Here is a 15,785-nt window from a genome sequence, read left to right on the forward strand (position 1 = left end):
GATCGAGGAATCGTTCCCATGAAGCAGCCGCTCTCCCGTCGTGGTTTCCTGCGTGGTTCCGCCCTGGCCGCCGGTGCGGGCGTCGGCGCACCCCTGCTGTCCCTGTCCGGCCTGGCCCTGGCCCAGAACCAGTCGCGCAAGCGCCTGAAGGTCGACCCGGCGGCCTCGGCCGCCGCGGGCCTGGCGCCGGTCTACATCAACGCCAACGAGAACCCCTACGGCCCCAGCCCGGCGGCGCTCAAGGCCATCGACGGCATCGCCCCGCAGGGCGGTCGCTACCTGGGCGATCTGCAGACCGAGCTGGTCGGCGAGCTAGCCAGCCAGCTCGGCCTCAAGCCGGAAAACATCGTGCCCTACGCCGGCTCGACCCCGCCGCTGCAGTACACGGTGATGGCCTTCACCTCGCCGAGCGCGGCGCTGGTCACCGCCGACCCCACTTTCGAGCAGGCCTGGCGGGTGGCCGACGCGATCAAGGCGCCGGTGCACAAGCTGCCGCTGCGCAAGGACTACAGCCACGACGTGCAGGCCATGTGCGCCGCCGACGCCAGCGCCGGCATGCTCTACATCTGCAATCCCAACAATCCCACCGGCTCGCTGACCACGCGCAAGGACATCGAGTACGCCCTGGCCAACAAGCCCAAGGGCAGCATCCTGGTGCTGGACGAGGCCTACATCCACCTCTCGCCCAACGCGGTCAGCGGGGTGGACCTGGTGGCCAAGGGCGAAGACGTGGTGGTGCTGCGCACCTTCTCCAAGCTCTACGGCATGGCCGGCATCCGCCTGGGCTATGCGGCCGCCCGCCCGGACCTGTTGGCCAAGCTGACCTACTACGGCTTCAACTCGCTGCCGGTGACCGCCGCCGCGGCCGGCCTGGCCAGCCTGCGCGATCCGCAGCTGGTCCCGCAGCGGCGCAACGCCAACACCGTGTTGCGCGATGAGGTCACCACCTGGCTGACCGCGCAGGGTTATCCCTGCACGACCTCGGAAAGCAACTGCTTCATGGTCGACGTCAAGCGCCCGGCGCCGGAGTTCATGAAGGCCATGGCCACCTACGGCGTCTTCGTCGGTCGCGCCTGGGCGGTGTGGCCGACCTGGTCGCGCATCACCGTGGGCACGCCGGCGGAAATGGCGCGATTCAAGGACGCCTTCGCCAAGGTCATGGCCGGGCAGATGGGTCCGCTGGACGTCAAGACCGCGATGCTCAGCGACGAACGCCGCGACGGCAGCCTGACCCTGGTCTGATCTTCACGCGCTGGAAAAACAATAAGCTGGCCACCTTGGTGGCCAGCTTTTTTTCAACCGGCTGCGGTCTGAGATCGCGTCAACTCGAGATCCACCAATTCGCACCATCGCAGGTCCATCGACTGATCTTTGCGGGAGCGACAGTCTGCTTTCTTAAGTTGTTGCCGTTTGAGATGTTCGGAGCGGCCTCGCAATAAACAACGATCTCATGGCCGGGCCAAGTCGCCGTCGCGGCGTCGATGGTGGTTCCGCCGGTCACAGTCACCCGCTTCGCATAGCCCGGAATCGAGAGCGTCGAAGCAGCAGGTATGGTCACGGCTTCCAGATTTTTCCTCCATCCAACCCAGGAAACGATGGCTCCTGTGTTGTAAACGGTCCTGCTGTCCGTTTCCCCGATCTCCAGCAAGCAATCTGGCGTATTCGCGGCGACGTCGGTCGTCTGCGACGTCGAGGACTTGTGCGCTTCCGTATAAAGCGATTGAACAAATACGCGAGCGGCGTTCTGAACGCCCAGCCCCACACGGTCGGCGCCAGACCCGTTGCCCCTGCCATTGTTGACGATCTTCGTAATGCCCGACAACTGGACATCGGCATTGTCTATGAGCATTCCTTGCCCGCGGCAGTTGTAAATCTCCAGATCACTGCCGGCCACTCTTTCCGTAGCCGGTCCGGAGAGGGTGATGCCCTTGGCATCAGGGTAGTCGGCAAAATCAGGACGGAAGTTGCGGGAATAGCCCGCGTACTCGATAAAGAGTTTGTCCCATAGGAACTGCGTGATGGGCTTGATGGAGAGTATTCCGCCCCTGCCGTCGAATGAGGACGAAAAGCGACCGATCAGCCACACATTCGCCCCGCCTTCGGGGATCGAAGCGTCCGCCTGCAGCCCAAATTCCTGATTGCAGAATGTGCCGCAGTTGATGACGCGAATGCCTGTCTCACCAGCGCTGCTTGCAAGGACATAGTATCCGTTGCCGCGGTTGTATTCGGCATGGCATTCGATCAGTTCCCCACGGGGGTTCACTCCGAAAAAGCCGTGCCGCTTGTTCTCATAACAGCGAACCGCGCTAAAGGACGTGGTGGTGCCACCTTTCCATTTGAATCCGTCGAACTGCCCGACGATCGTGATGTCGGAAACCTCGCCGCGTCCTCCCCAGGGCGCCGCAATGCCGATCTCAAGGCCGTTGTCGTTCTCAGCAATCGACTGGTTGGCCGCGCTGGTGATGGAGAAACGTCGGAACCATGGCTGCTGGCCAACATCTCCGCCGCTTCCGGCATACGCGATAACGGCTTTGCCAGCGCTGAAATTCCTAACGAATCGGGTCTTCTCCCCACATCCGATGATGCCTCCTCCGCTTGGGACTACCAGCTGATCGAAGCACGCATAGTTCCCTTCCGGAAAATAGACCGGCTTGCCAAGATTCAGGACAGAGTTGATGAGTGCGGTCTGATCAGAGCCATCTCCAAGGATGCCGTACGATCTCGCGGACGCGATGCCATCGTATTTCAGCTTGTCGACCAGTCTCTTTGGGTTGATGATTCCGACATCGATCAAACCCTGTTGAGCTTCCGCGACAGTGGAATAGATCGAGGCGCTCAAATCCTGGCGGGTGACCGTTCCATCCGCCACCGCTTGGTCGTCCATGTCGTGTGTCTCATTCATCGTGCTAGTCCTTGCCTGTCGGCGCTGTGGCCTGAGTCCATGTTTCGCTCTCTTCGCTACAGCCAGGAAATGAGCGACCTGTCACCACGTCCTCGTAGCCGGAGAAGCTTTGGTAGATCTCCAAGCTGCGCAAGTCAATCGTCGGGTGAAGAGGGCCAAGCGCTCAAGGTCGAGCGGCATCAGTCGACGCCGTCGCTCCTTGGGCGACGTGGCATGTATGTTTCCGGGTGTCGCCTTCCGCGCGGTGCTAGGCCGTTGTGATCAGAGCTTGTGGGACTTCCTGGATAGTGTCCCGGTCTTTTCAACAGAGCTGCTAAAGCGTTTTGGAAGGATCGCTGTCCGGGCTGCTGGCCGCGCCGATCAGCCCGCGCTGCAGGGCGTTCCCCAGCGCGGCTTCCCGTGTACCGGCTTCCAGCTTGCGGTAGAGGTTCTTCAGGTGGAACTTGACCGTGTTCTCCGACAGCGACAGGCGTCGGGCGATCTGCTTGTTGGACAGGCCGCTGGCCAATTCCTGCAGGACTTCCAGCTCGCGCTCGCTGAAGAGTTGCACCGCCAGCGCATCCTCGCAGGACAGCTTGTCCAGCAGGGTCTGGATGGTCAGGGCGCGGGTGGTGCCGGCCACGGCTTCGGGATCGTGCTGCCGCGCCACGCGTAGCAGCGCCTTGACCGGCAGGCCCGGTTCCAGTGCGACCTGCCAGGCGCGCGTGGCGGCGATTCGGTCCAGCGCGGCCGACAGTGCCGGCAGGGCCTGCTGCAGTTCGCCGCGCTGCTGGCGCACCAGGGCCATGCGCACGCGCACGCGGTCCAGGTGGTGGGCGTCGTCGCGTTCGCGGGCATCGTTCTCCAGCGCCTGCAGCAGCGCCAGGGCGCGACCGCTGCGGCCGGCTTCGGCATGCCAACGCGCCAGCGCCAGGCCCAGCGCCTGCGACTGGCGCCAGGTGTGGGCATTGGCCAGCGCGTGCTGCAGGGCCATCTCGCCGCCGCTGCGGGCCAGGGCGGCATCCAGTGCGTGGTCGGCGGGCAGGTCCAGCTGCACGTCCACCCGCCAGGCGGCGGAGAGGTCGGCCAGGCGCGTCAAATGACGACGCGCCGCCAGTGCATCGAGGCGATCGAGCAGCGCGCAAGCGGTGCGGCCGCTGCGGTCGCGCTGGCGCGCCAGGGCGAGCGCGGTGCTGAAGCCGGCGACGTAGACATCGACCCAGCCGTCGCCCGCTTCCAGCACCTCGAGCGCGCCGTCGAGCTGGTCTGCGGCCTCGTCGTGGCGCCCGCGTTCGAGCAGCAGCTGGGCGATCAGGCAGCGGCAGGCCGCCACCAGCACCGCATCGCTGCCCTGGTGCGATTGCGCCAGCTGCATCGCGCGCGCGTACACGGCTTCGGCCTGGTCCAGCGCGCCGCGGTAGAAATAGCTCTGGCCCAGGTGCGTCAGCGCGTAGCCGACCGCGATCTGGGTGCGGTCCTGTTCGAAGGCCAGCGCGCCCTCGCGCGCCAGCTGCTCGGCCTGGGCGAACTGACCGCGCCCCAGCGCGGTGGTCGCGCAGATGCACAGCAGGGTGCCGCGGCCGAGGTGGTCCTCCTGGTCCAGCGCCTGCGCCTGCGCGGCCAGCTGCGCCACACCGCGCGGCTGCGAGCAGATCTGATCCATCAGGTCGCGCAGCAGCGCCACGACCACGGTGTAGTCGCGCTCCAGCGGCGCGCGCACCTCGTCGGGGAAGCTGCGGAACCGCTCCAGCAGAGTCTGGGCGTGGCCGAATTCGCCCACGCGCAGGTGCAGATAGGCCTGGGTGAGATTGAGCGCCGGCGTATCGCGCACCGTACGGGGATCGAACTGGCGCAGCAGCGCGCGCGTGGCGGCGATGCCCTGGGAGAGCAGCAGCTGCCAGGTGCCGGCGCGCGCGATGCAGTCGGCGGCCAAGGCCACATCGTGCGCGCCCAGCGCATGGCGCACCGCTTCGGCCAGCTGCCCGTGCGCGGCGCACCATAGCGCGGCGCGGCGGTGCAGAGTCTGCCCCAGCGCCGGCGACCGGCGCTCCAGCTGCAGATGCAGGAACTCGGCGAACAGCGGGTGATAGCGGAACCAGGCGTGGTCGTCGTCCAGCGGGACCAGCAGGCCGTGGAAGTGGCCCAGCCGGTCCAGCAGCCGGCCGCTGTCCTGACGCTGGCGCACCGCATCGGCCAGGGGCGCGTTGAAGCGCGCCAGGCCCGAGGTCTCCAGCAGGAAGTCCCGCAGCTCCTCGTCCAGGTCGCTGACCACCTGTTCGGCCAGATAGGCCGCCAGCCCGGCCGAGCGGCCGCTGAAACGCGCGATGTCATCGCCACGGGTCTGGCCGCCGGCGAGCCAGGCGGCAGCCAGGCGCACGGCCACCGGCCAGCCTTCGGTCTTGCCGCGCAGACGCTTGGCATCCTCGTCGCTGGCCTGCGTGCCGAGCAGGGCGCGGGTCTCGCCGCCGTTCATGGCCAGCTGCGCGGCATCGATGCGCTGCAGGGCGCCGCGCACCGACAGCCGCGCCAGCGGCAGCGCGGGCGCGCGCCGGGTCGCCAGCAGCACATGCAGATGCGGGCCGCCGTGCTCGACCAGCAGGGTGATCAGTTCGTCGTTGCGCGGGCAGGCGGCGCGGTCGTAATCGTCCAGCACCAGCACCAGCGGGCGCTGCGTGCAGCGGATGGCGCGCAGCAGCGCGGTGCGCAGCGCGGCCAAGTCCAGTTCGCGCCAGTGCAGCCCGCCCAGCGGCGTGGCGCCGGCCTCGCCGGCGGTGACGCCCAAGGCCAGGCCCAGATAGGCCAGCAGGCGGCCGGGCTCGGCATCGTCCTCGTCCAGGGACAGCCAGGCCGCATCGACGGTGCCGCGCTCGAGCAGATGCGCATGCCACTGCGCCAGCAGCGTGGTCTTGCCGAACCCCGGCGGCGCCAGCAGCAGGGTCAGCGGCACGCCGATACCGGCGTCCAGGTGCGTCAGCAGACGGTCACGGCGCACGGCGTCCAGATGCAGGCGAGGCGGCTCGAGCTTGTCCGGCAGCACCCAGTCCCCGGTGGAGCCGGGCTCACGGGCAGCGGGTGGACGGCGTCCGACCAGAGCAACGGATTTGGCGATGGGCACGACGAGTCTCCGCAGCGGCGGCCTCGTCCAAGGCCATCCCGCGTGGTGTGGCAGCCCGGCGGTTCAGACCCGGCTGCGCGTGGGCCCCCGCCCATGCCCATCCACTGGACATCCTGTTCCAGACATTAAAGTTTCGTGAGGCGCTTGCCAAGCGCCGGGCGTCGGCTGCGCCAGTTCAGTGTGCGGAGATCGCCCTGAAGGCGCCGCGCGCCGCCTCCAGTGTGGCCTGGATGACAGAATCGTCATGCGCGCTGGAGACGAAGCCGGCCTCATAGGCCGAGGGCGCCAGGAACACGCCGCGCTCGAGCATCGCCTGGAAGAAGCGGTTGAACGCGCCGATGTCGCAGGCCGTGGCCTGGGCATAGGTGTTCACCTGGGCATCGGTGAAGAACAGGCCGAACATCGCGCCGACCTGGTTGGTGGTCACCGCCACGCCGGCCTCGTGCGCGGCCGCGCGCAGGCCTTCGCACAGGCGCGCGGTGGCGGCGGTCAGCCGCTCGTGGAAGCCGGGCGCCTGGATCAGCTCCAGCATCGCCAGGCCGGCGGCCATGGCCACCGGATTGCCGGAGAGCGTGCCGGCCTGGTAGATCGGCCCGGCCGGCGCGATCTGCTGCATCAGGTCGGCGCGGCCGCCGTAGGCACCCACCGGCATGCCGCCGCCGATGATCTTGCCGAAGGTGGTCAGGTCCGGGGTGATGCCGTACAGCGCCTGCGCGCCGCCCAGGGCGACGCGGAAGCCGGTCATCACCTCGTCGAAGATCAGCAGCGCGCCGTGGCGGGTGCACAGCGCGCGCAGGTGCTGCAGATAGCCCGGGCGCGGCGGGATGCAGTTGGCGTTGCCCACCACCGGCTCGATGATCACCGCGGCGATCTCCCCCCCGCAGGCATCGAACAGCGCGCTGGCCTCGTCGAAGTCGTTGTAGCTCAGCGTGCTGGTGAGCTCGCTCAGCGCGGCCGGCACGCCCGGCGAGGTCGGCACGCCCAGGGTCAGCATGCCGCTGCCGGCCTTGACCAGGAACGAGTCGCCGTGGCCGTGGTAGTTGCCCTCGAACTTGACGATGCGGCTGCGCCCGGTGGCGCCGCGCGCCAGGCGGATCGCCGACAGGGTGGCCTCGGTCCCGGAATTGACCATGCGCACCATCTCGCAGGCCGGCACCAGGCGGGTGATCGTCTCGGCCATGGTCACCTCGGCCGGGCAGGGCGCGCCGAAGGACAGGCCGTCGGCGATCGCCCGGGCCACCGCCTCGCGCACGTGCGGATGGTTGTGGCCGACAATCATCGGACCCCAAGAGCCGACGTAATCGATGTAGCGGTTGCCGTCGACGTCGTACAGGTAGGCGCCGTCGGCGCGCTGGACGAAGAACGGCTCGCCGCCGACCGACTTGAACGCCCGCACCGGCGAGTTCACGCCCCCCGGGATCAGCTGCCGGGCGCGGGCGAAGAGGGCGTGGGAGCGGTCGTGGTTCATCGAGGCAAGTCCTGGCAGGGCGGGGTCGTTTCATCGGAAAGCGACGAAACGCAGCGCCCTATTGTCGTGGCAGCGCCCTGCCGGGGCCAACCCGACCCGAACTACCCGGCCGGGTGGGCCCTACCCGCCGCTGATGGGGCGCCAGGTCGTGTCGGCGCATAGCATCGGCCGACACACAGTGGCCGGCATAAGGTCATGGCGAAGCATCATTCGCCATCTGCGGCATGCAGCTCCCACTGTGTAAGACGCAGCGCCACATGGGGGTGGCGCTGTGTATCGACCACAGTTCCACTCGGGGAAAACACCAACATATGAAGCGCATCCTCCGCCGCAGCGCCCTGGCGCTCGCATTGACGCTGGCTGCAGGCAGCACCTATGCCCAGTCCACCACCGGCCGCATCTTCGGTACCGTCCAGGGCGCAGAGACCGGCGACACGGTTCTGGTCCAGAGCGGCAGCGGTTTCTCGCGCGAAGTGCCGGTCGAAGGCGGCCGCTACGCGCTGGGCAGCCTGCCGCTGGGCAGCTACACCGTGACCCTCAAGCACGCCGGCCAGACGGTCGACACGCGCGAGAACGTCAGCATCCTGGTCGGCGCGGGCACCGAGGTCGGCCTGTCGGCCGGTGGCGGCGGCTCGGCCACCACGCTGGGCGCGGTCAAGGTCTCGGCGATGAGCCTGTCGCCGATCGACGTGTCCAGCGTCGACACGCGCACGGTGGTCACCGCCGAGCAGCTGCAGCAGCTGCCGCTGGGCCGCAACGCCGAGGCCATCGCGCTGCTGGCGCCGGGCGTGGTGGTCAACAGCGGCGGCTTCGACAACGGCCCGCTGGGTGGCTCGCTGCCGAGCTTCGGCGGTTCGGCCGCGTCGGAGAACGCGTACTACCTCAACGGCTTCAACACCACCTCGACCGCCAACAACCTGGGCGGCCTGACGCTGCCGTACGGCGCGATCGACCAGCAGGAAGTCATCGTCGGCGGCTACGGTGCCCAGTACGGCCGCTCCAACGGCGGCGTGATCAGCCAGATCGGCAAGAGTGGCACCAACGAATGGAAGTTCGGCGCCTCGGCGGTGTTCGAGCCCGAGGCCTTCAAGGCCAGCCAGAAGGACATCTACTGGCGTCCTGACAGCCAGAGCTCCACGGTCAACAACACCGCCTACCGCTATGCGCGTGCGGCCAATGGTCTGTACCAGCCGCTGAGCGAGACCAAGGCGACCTCGGAGACCTACAGCGCCTACGTCGGCGGCCCGATCATCCAGGACAAGCTGTTCTTCTTCCTCGCCGGCGAACGCGTCAACTCGCACGGCACCCGCATCCTCAGCAACCGCGACGCCGACAACGGCAATGTCGGCGGCCTGACCGAGTACGAGTACCAGCAGAACCGCTTGTACGGCAAGGTGAACTGGTACATCACCGACAACCACCTGCTGGAACTGACCGGCGCCAGCGACAAGTACAAGACCAACGGCGACATCTATCGCTACAACTACATCACCCGCACCAAGGGCGCGTTCTACAACAAGGAAAACACCAACGAGGCCGGTCCGCGCCTGTACCTGGCCAAGTACACGGGCTATTTCGGTGACAACGTCACCGTCAGCGCGCTGTACGGTCAGATGAACACGCCCGACGAGATCAGCTACTACAACTACGATCCGGGCAAGGGTCCGGTGATCAACAGCGTCGCGCTGCAGAATCCGGCCTACAACGGCGGCACCCCGATCGTCGGCGCGCAGAAGCAGACCTCGATCACCGCGCCGGACCGTGAGTACGAGAAGCGCAACCTGCGCCTGAGCGTGGAATGGCGCATCGGCGATCACGCGATCACCGCCGGCGTCGACAACCAGAAGCTGCAGGCCACCAACATCGGTACCTACGCCTCCGGCCCCGGCTATGCCTGGACCTACGGCCGGACCAACGATCCCTATGGCCTGCAGACCGGCGGCCTGATCAGCCAGTCCGCCAACGAGGCGGGCGGCAAGGGCGCGCCGAGCCCGGGCCTGGTCGATCCGACCTATGGCGCGTCGGGTTACTACGTGACCAAGGACACCACCACCGGCCTGAACTCCTACGACGCCGACCAGAAGGCCTACTACCTGGAAGACAAGTGGCAGGTCACCGACAACGTGCTGCTGAGCCTGGGCCTGCGCAAGGACGAGTTCACCAACTACGTGCCGATCAGCCACGTGCCCTACATCAGCGTCGACGCCTGGTCGCCGCGCGTGGGCTTCAGCTGGGACGTGCACGGCGATTCCAGCCTGAAGATCTTCGGTAACGTCGGCCGCTACTACCTGGGCCTGCCGCTGTCGGCCGTGGGCCTGTTCACCGCCAACGTCTCCAAGAGCGAGTACTTCACCTACAGCGGCATCAACCCCGACGGCACGCCGATCGTGTCCAGGTCGCTGGGTCCGGCGGTGTCGGCCAACTCGCGCTTCGGCCGCGCCTCGGACCCGAGTGCCGCGGTGGTCAAGGACATCAAGGGCGAGAACCAGGACGAGGCCATCCTGGGCTTCAGCCAGGATCTGAGCATCGGCTGGACCTACGGCGTGCGCGCCATCTACCGCCGCCTCAACGACGCCATCGACGACCAGAACTTCGACACCGACAACCGCGGCCTGGTGCAGTCCGCCGCCGCCCAGGGCGTCGCGGTCGACTGGACCCGCACCGCCGGTGCCGAGCTGATCAACCCGGGCAAGACCAATGTCTGGAACGTCTACGACACCAGCGGCAACCTGCGCCAGGTGACGGTGACGCGTGAGGCGGCCGGCTTCCCCGAGCTCAAGCGCGACTACGGTGCGCTTGAGTTCAACCTGGAGCGTCCGTTCGACGGCAAGTGGTACACCAAGATGAATTACGTCTGGTCCCACAGCTATGGCACCACCGAGGGTCAGCTGCGTTCGGATCTGTTCCGTTCCGGCGGCGCCCTGGGCAGCTACCAAGGCCAGGCGGCGGTCTCCACGACGCAGAGCTGGGACCACGCGGCGCTGATGGAGCACGTCAACGGCGATCAGTCCAACGATCACCGTCACCAGATCAAGGTGTACGGCTACTACCAGCTGACCGAAGAGTGGGGCGTCTCGGGTAACCTGAGCATGATCTCCGGCGCGCCGAAGCACTGCCTGGGCAACTACTACGGCACGGCCTACACCGGCACCGATCCGGCCGGTTACGGCGGCAGCTCGGTCACCGGTGGCCCGTACCACTACTGCTACAACCCCGCGACCGGCAAGGGCGAGCCTTCGCCTCCCGGCTCGCACGGGCGCCTGCCGTGGGTCAACCAGTTCGACCTGGGCCTGACCTGGAAGCCGGTGTTCGCCGACGGCAAGCTGGCCGTGAGCCTGAACGTGTTCAACCTGCTCAACGCGCAGAAGGCGATCACGGTCTATCCGTTCTCGCAGCTGCCCGATGGTTCGGTCAACCCGCTGTACGGCCAGAACGTGGTCTACCAGACCCCGCGCTACGCCCGTCTGACCGCAAGCTACGATTGGTAAGCCGCTGTCGCGTCCGCCCCGGCCCTCGGGGCGGACGCATGGGGACATCGAGTGGATCACGGCGCCGCGGCACGTCCGCGGCGTCGTCTTGTTCGAAAGCACAATGAGGAGTGGGTCATGGGTGTCATGAAGAAGAAGTTGCTGGTCGCCGCGCTGCTGGCGTGCACGGGCCTGTCGGGCCAGGCGTTGGCCAAGGATGTGGCGGTGTCGGAGAAGGCGCGCGCGCTGCAGGCCAGCGCGATCAATCTGGATACGCATCTGGACACGCCGGCGCTGTTCGGCCAGCCGGGCTGGAAGATCACCGACCGGCATTCCTTCCAGGGCGACGGCAGCCAGATCGACTATCCGCGCATGGTCGAAGGCGGCCTGGACGGCGGCTTCTGGGTGGTCTACACCGGCCAGGGTCCGCTGGATGAGATCAGCAAGCGCAAGGCGCGCGATTTCGGCCTCAAGCGGCTGGGCGAGATCCGCGAGATGGTCGCGGCCAACCCCGACAAGTTCGCGCTGGCCACCGTGGCCGGCGACGCGGCGCGGATCAAGGCCGAGGGCAAGAAGTCGGTCTACATCAGCATGGAGAACGCCTATCCGCTCTCGCACGATCCCACGCTGCTGAGCTACTACTACAAGGCCGGCCTGCGCATGCTCTCGCTGGTGCACGGCAGCCACAACGACTTCGCCGACTCGGCCGGCACCGCGCCGGGCGCGGTGACGGCGCGCGAGGGCCTGACCGACAAGGGCCGGCAGATGATCGTCGAGGCCAACAAGCTCGGCATCATCCTGGACCACTCGCACGCCTCGCCGGAGGTGTTCGACCAGATGATCGCCCTGTCCAAGGCGCCGATCATCCTGTCCCACAGCGGCGCGTGGGACGTCTACCCGCATCCGCGCAACCTGGACGACAAGCGCCTGAAGGTGCTGGCCGCGCATGGCGGCGTGATTCAGGTGAATTCGCTGGGCGGCTACCTCATCGACACCGGCGCCACGCCGGAGTACCGCGCCGAGCTCGGCAAGATCTACCAGTCCTTCGGCGGTCGGCGCGGGCTCGACGCGGACGCGCGCAAGCAGGCGATGGTGCAGATCGCCGCGCTGGACGCCAAGTACAACATCAAGAAGGCCAACTTCGACGATTACATGCGCCACCTGCTGCACATCATCGAGGTGGCCGGCTGGCAGCACGTCGGCCTGGGCGCGGACTGGGACGGCGGCGGTGGCGTGGCCGGCTACGAGGACATCACCGCCCTGCCCAAGGTGGTGCAGGCGCTGCTGGACGCCGGCTACAAGGACGACCAGGTCCGCGCCATCCTCGGCGGCAACACCGTGCGCCTGATCGAGACGGTGCAGTCGCTGGCCGACCCGGCCGCGGTCAAGGCCGCGCTCGATTAAACGAGCGGGCCGCGGCGTCCGCGTTAGTCCTGGTCGAACAAGGCCCGCAACGCGCGGGACGTAGCCACCGGATCGGGCGCGTCGAACACACCGCCGATCGCCGCCACCAGGTCGGCGCCGGCGGCGATGATCGGCCCGGCGTTGGCGGGCGTCAGCCCGCCGATCGCCACGCGCGGCATGCCCAGGCCTGCGGTGGCGTCGAACACCGCGGTGGTCGCCCGGTGCGGGCCGGGCTTGCTGCGGCTGGCGAAGAAGGCGCCGAAGCTGACGTAACTGGCGCCTTCCTCCACGGCCTCGTAGGCCAGCGCCGACTGGTCGTAGCACGAGGCGCCGAGCAGCGCATCGGGGCCCAGGGCGGCGCGCAGTTCGGCCAGCGGCGTGGTGGCGTCCTCGCGATGCATCCCGGCCGCGCCGAGCGCGAGCGCCAGCGCGGCATCGTCGTTGATGATCAGTGGCACGCCTGCGGCCCGGCACAGCGGCAGCAGGGCGGCGGCCTGGCGCGCGCGCTGGGCATCGCCCACCGATTTGTTGCGGTACTGCAGCCAGGTGACCGCGCCGCTGTCCAGCAGCGGTCGCACGCGCGCCAGCAGCTGCGCGTCATCGTCGAGATCGGGCGTGAGCAGGTACAGGCCACGGGGCAGGGAAGCAGGCATGGCGACTCCGGTGTGCAGGGGGCCTGTGTGACAATGGGGCACCCCTAGGACCTGCGATTATCCGATGCCCGAGCCTGATGCCACCACCTACCGCAACTGGATGTGCGTGGTCTGTGGATTCATCTACCGCGAAGCCGACGGCCTGCCCGAGGAAGGCATCGCGCCGGGCACGCGCTGGGAGGACGTGCCGGACACCTGGACCTGCCCCGATTGCGGGGTGACCAAGGACGACTTCGAAATGGTCGAGCTGGACTGAGCCTCCGGCGCCCGCGTCGTCGCCCCTGACACGAGAATCCCCATGACCGAACTCCTCGACGCCGTCGAACTGCAGACCGGCCCCCAGCCGGCCTGGAGCGTGCTGTGGCTGCATGGCCTGGGCGCCGATGGCAACGATTTCGCGCCGATCGTGCCCGAGCTGGTGCGTCCGGGCTGGCCGGCGCTGCGCTTCGTGTTCCCGCATGCGCCGGTGCGGCCGGTCACGATCAACAACGGCCTGCGCATGCGCGCCTGGTACGACATCGCCGGCATGGATTTCGCCACGCGGGCCGACGCCGCCGGCGTGGAACAGTCCATCGGCCAGGTCGAGGCGCTGCTGGCGCGCGAGGGCGAACGTGGCATCGCGCCGTCCAACGTGCTGCTGGCCGGGTTCTCGCAGGGCGGGGCGATCACCCTGGCCGCCGGCGTGCGCCGCCGCGTGCCGCTTGCGGGCCTGATCGCGCTGTCCACCTATCTGCCCGGCGCGGACCAGCTGGCCGACTTCGCCAGCGAAGCCGCCAAGGCCCAGCCGATCTTCATGGGCCATGGCACCTCCGACCCGGTGGTGCTGCCGGCCTTCGGCCAGCGCAGCGCGCAGGCGCTCAAAGCCGCCGGCTTCCAGGTGGACTGGCACGACTATCCGATGGCGCACTCGGTCAGTGCCGAGGAAGTGCGCGACCTGGGCGACTGGATGTCGCGGCGCTTCGCCTGACGCATGACCACCACGCCCGCCGCGCAGGGGTGGTTGCCCGAACTGTGCACGCTGCCGCGGCTGACGATCATCCTGGGCCTGGCCGAGCTGGTGGTCGTGGTGCTGGCGCTGGCGCCGGATCGCACGGGCAAGTGGAGCGTGGAGCACTTCGCCTCGATCAGCGCCTTCGCGCTGTGGCAGGCGATCGCGGCGACCGCCCTGCTGTGCCTGCTGCGCCCGCAGCTGAGCCGCCTGCCGCCGCGCCTGGGCGCCGTGACGGCGCTGGCGCTGGCCGGCGCGGTGGGACTGCTGTCGGCCAGCGCGTTGTTCGTGCTGTATTCCACCATCGGCCTGCCCGAGGGCGCGCCGGCGGTGGGCTTCTGGCGCTTCAGCCTGAGCAGCGCGGCGATGGTGATGCTGATCGGCGCTCTGGCGCTGCGCTACTTCTATGTCAGCGATCGCTGGGCCGCGCAGGTGCAGGCCAGCGCGCGTGCCGAGGCCGATGCGCTGCAGGCGCGGATCCGCCCGCACTTTCTCTTTAACAGCATGAATCTCATCGCCGGCCTGCTGCACAGCGCGCCGCAGGTGGCCGAGCGCGCGGTGCTGGATCTGTCCGACCTGTTCCGCGCGGCCTTGGGCGCGGGCGAGGACAACTCCACCCTGGCCCAGGAAGTGGAACTGGCCGAGCAGTATCTGTCGATCGAATCGCTGCGCCTCGGCGAGCGCCTGACGGTGCGCTGGGAGCGTACCGAGCCGCTGCCCTGGGACCTGGTGCTGCCGCGCCTTGTGCTGCAGCCGATGGTGGAGAACGCGGTGCTGCACGGCATCTCGCGCCTGCCGCAGGGCGGCACCATCGACATCGCCCTGGCGGTGGAGCACAAGACGCTGCGCATCGTCGTGCGCAACCCGGCGCCCGAGCCGGGCAGCGTGCCGGTGCCGGCGTTGGGACGCGGCGCCGGCCACGCCCAGCGCAATATCGCCCACCGGCTGGCGTATCGCTTCGGCGCAGGGGCGCGGGTGACGGGCTTCTGGGCGCAAGGCTACTATGCCTGTGAACTCGCCCTTCCCCTGGCCTGAGGTCCGCATGCCCCTGACGGTGGTGATCGCAGACGACGAACCGCTGGCCCGCGAGCGCCTGCGCACGCTGTTGGCCGAGCAGCCCGGCACCGAAGTGGTGGCCGAGGTCGGCGATGGGCTGGCCGCGCTGCAGGCGGTGGCCGAACTGCGCCCCGATCTGGTGCTGCTGGACATCTCCATGCCCGGGGTCGATGGGCTGGAAGCGGCGCGTCATCTGGCGGCGTTCGATCCGCGGCCGGCGGTGGTGTTCTGCACCGCCTACGATGCGCATGCGCTGTCGGCGTTCGAGGCCGCGGCGATCGACTACCTGATGAAGCCGGTGCGCGCCGAGCGCCTGGCCTCGGCGCTGGAACGCGCGCGCACCTTCGCCGCCGGCCGCAGCACCGCGCCGGCGCCCAGCGCGGCCCAGCGCCAGGCGCGCACGCACCTGTGCGCGCGCCTGCGCGGCAGCCTGCGGCTGATCCCGCTGGACGACATCCACTACCTGCAGGCCGAGGAGAAGTACGTGGTGGTGCACCACGCGCGCGGCGAGGACCTGATCGAGGAATCGCTCAAGTCGCTGGAGGAGGAGTTCGCCAGCCGCTTCGTGCGCATCCACCGCAACTGCCTGGTCGCCCGCCACGAGCTGATGGAACTGCGACGGGTCGACGACGGCAAAGTGCAGGCCGTGCTGCGTCATGCGCCCGCCCCGCTGGAAGTCAGCCGCCGCTGCGTGCCCGCCCTGCGCGAGACGGTGAAGACACTCTAGGGGCTGGGATCGGCGGGGCAGGGAAA

11 protein-coding genes are annotated in these 15,785 nt (G+C 68.3%); 7 read left to right on the forward strand and 4 right to left on the reverse strand.

Annotation, left to right across the window (positions count from 1 at the left end):
* Positions 1-18: 18 nt before the first annotated feature.
* Positions 19-1,242, forward strand: coding sequence for a pyridoxal phosphate-dependent aminotransferase (locus tag MWN52_RS03860; RefSeq protein ID WP_131660157.1), 1,224 nt, complete (start codon positions 19-21; stop codon positions 1,240-1,242).
* A gap of 79 nt (positions 1,243-1,321) precedes the next feature.
* On the opposite strand, the gene MWN52_RS03865 is transcribed toward MWN52_RS03860, so the two are convergent.
* The 3 genes from MWN52_RS03865 to hemL all read right to left on the reverse strand — a co-directional run bounded on the left by MWN52_RS03865 (position 1,322) and on the right by hemL (position 7,464).
* Positions 1,322-2,902 (reverse strand): hypothetical protein, encoded by a 1,581-nt coding sequence (locus tag MWN52_RS03865; protein ID WP_286576691.1) that lies wholly within the window; start codon positions 2,900-2,902, stop codon positions 1,322-1,324.
* Between the two features lie 313 nt (positions 2,903-3,215).
* The gene (locus MWN52_RS03870; RefSeq protein ID WP_286577673.1) at positions 3,216-5,990 is read right to left on the reverse strand and encodes a winged helix-turn-helix domain-containing protein; all 2,775 of its coding nucleotides are present in this window, start codon (positions 5,988-5,990) and stop codon (positions 3,216-3,218) included.
* Between the two features lie 181 nt (positions 5,991-6,171).
* The gene (gene hemL, locus MWN52_RS03875) at positions 6,172-7,464 is read right to left on the reverse strand and encodes a glutamate-1-semialdehyde 2,1-aminomutase (RefSeq protein ID WP_286576693.1); all 1,293 of its coding nucleotides are present in this window, start codon (positions 7,462-7,464) and stop codon (positions 6,172-6,174) included.
* 311 nt (positions 7,465-7,775) lie between these two features.
* Between hemL and MWN52_RS03880 the strand changes: the two genes are divergently transcribed.
* Both MWN52_RS03880 and MWN52_RS03885 read left to right on the forward strand, forming a co-directional pair.
* Positions 7,776-10,952 carry a TonB-dependent receptor gene (locus MWN52_RS03880; RefSeq protein WP_286576694.1) on the forward strand — a complete coding sequence of 1,059 codons (3,177 nt, stop codon included), beginning with the start codon at positions 7,776-7,778 and terminating at the stop codon, positions 10,950-10,952.
* A gap of 126 nt (positions 10,953-11,078) precedes the next feature.
* Positions 11,079-12,335, forward strand: coding sequence for a dipeptidase (locus MWN52_RS03885; protein ID WP_425608105.1), 1,257 nt, complete (start codon positions 11,079-11,081; stop codon positions 12,333-12,335).
* A gap of 23 nt (positions 12,336-12,358) precedes the next feature.
* Here the strand turns inward: MWN52_RS03885 and MWN52_RS03890 are convergent, their stop codons facing one another.
* Entirely contained in the window at positions 12,359-12,988 is a 630-nt protein-coding gene (locus MWN52_RS03890) for a thiamine phosphate synthase (RefSeq protein WP_286576697.1), read from the reverse strand.
* 64 nt (positions 12,989-13,052) lie between these two features.
* On the opposite strand from MWN52_RS03890, the gene MWN52_RS03895 reads away from it, so the two are divergent.
* The 4 genes from MWN52_RS03895 to MWN52_RS03910 are packed head-to-tail and all read left to right on the forward strand — an operon-like array spanning position 13,053 to position 15,759.
* Entirely contained in the window at positions 13,053-13,244 is a 192-nt protein-coding gene (locus MWN52_RS03895) for a rubredoxin (RefSeq protein WP_130515663.1), read from the forward strand.
* A gap of 42 nt (positions 13,245-13,286) precedes the next feature.
* The gene (locus MWN52_RS03900; RefSeq protein WP_286576700.1) at positions 13,287-13,955 is read left to right on the forward strand and encodes an alpha/beta hydrolase; all 669 of its coding nucleotides are present in this window, start codon (positions 13,287-13,289) and stop codon (positions 13,953-13,955) included.
* Between the two features lie 3 nt (positions 13,956-13,958).
* On the forward strand, positions 13,959-15,011 hold the full coding sequence (locus MWN52_RS03905; RefSeq protein WP_286576702.1) for a sensor histidine kinase: 1,053 nt from the start codon (positions 13,959-13,961) through the stop codon (positions 15,009-15,011).
* Positions 15,012-15,018: 7 nt separating this feature from the next.
* Positions 15,019-15,759 (forward strand): LytR/AlgR family response regulator transcription factor, encoded by a 741-nt coding sequence (locus tag MWN52_RS03910; RefSeq protein WP_205953480.1) that lies wholly within the window; start codon positions 15,019-15,021, stop codon positions 15,757-15,759.
* The last annotated feature ends 26 nt before the right edge of the window (positions 15,760-15,785 follow it).

Origin of the sequence: Pseudoxanthomonas winnipegensis, from assembly GCF_030322905.1 — a bacterium.
GTDB lineage: Bacteria > Pseudomonadota > Gammaproteobacteria > Xanthomonadales > Xanthomonadaceae > Pseudoxanthomonas_A > Pseudoxanthomonas_A winnipegensis.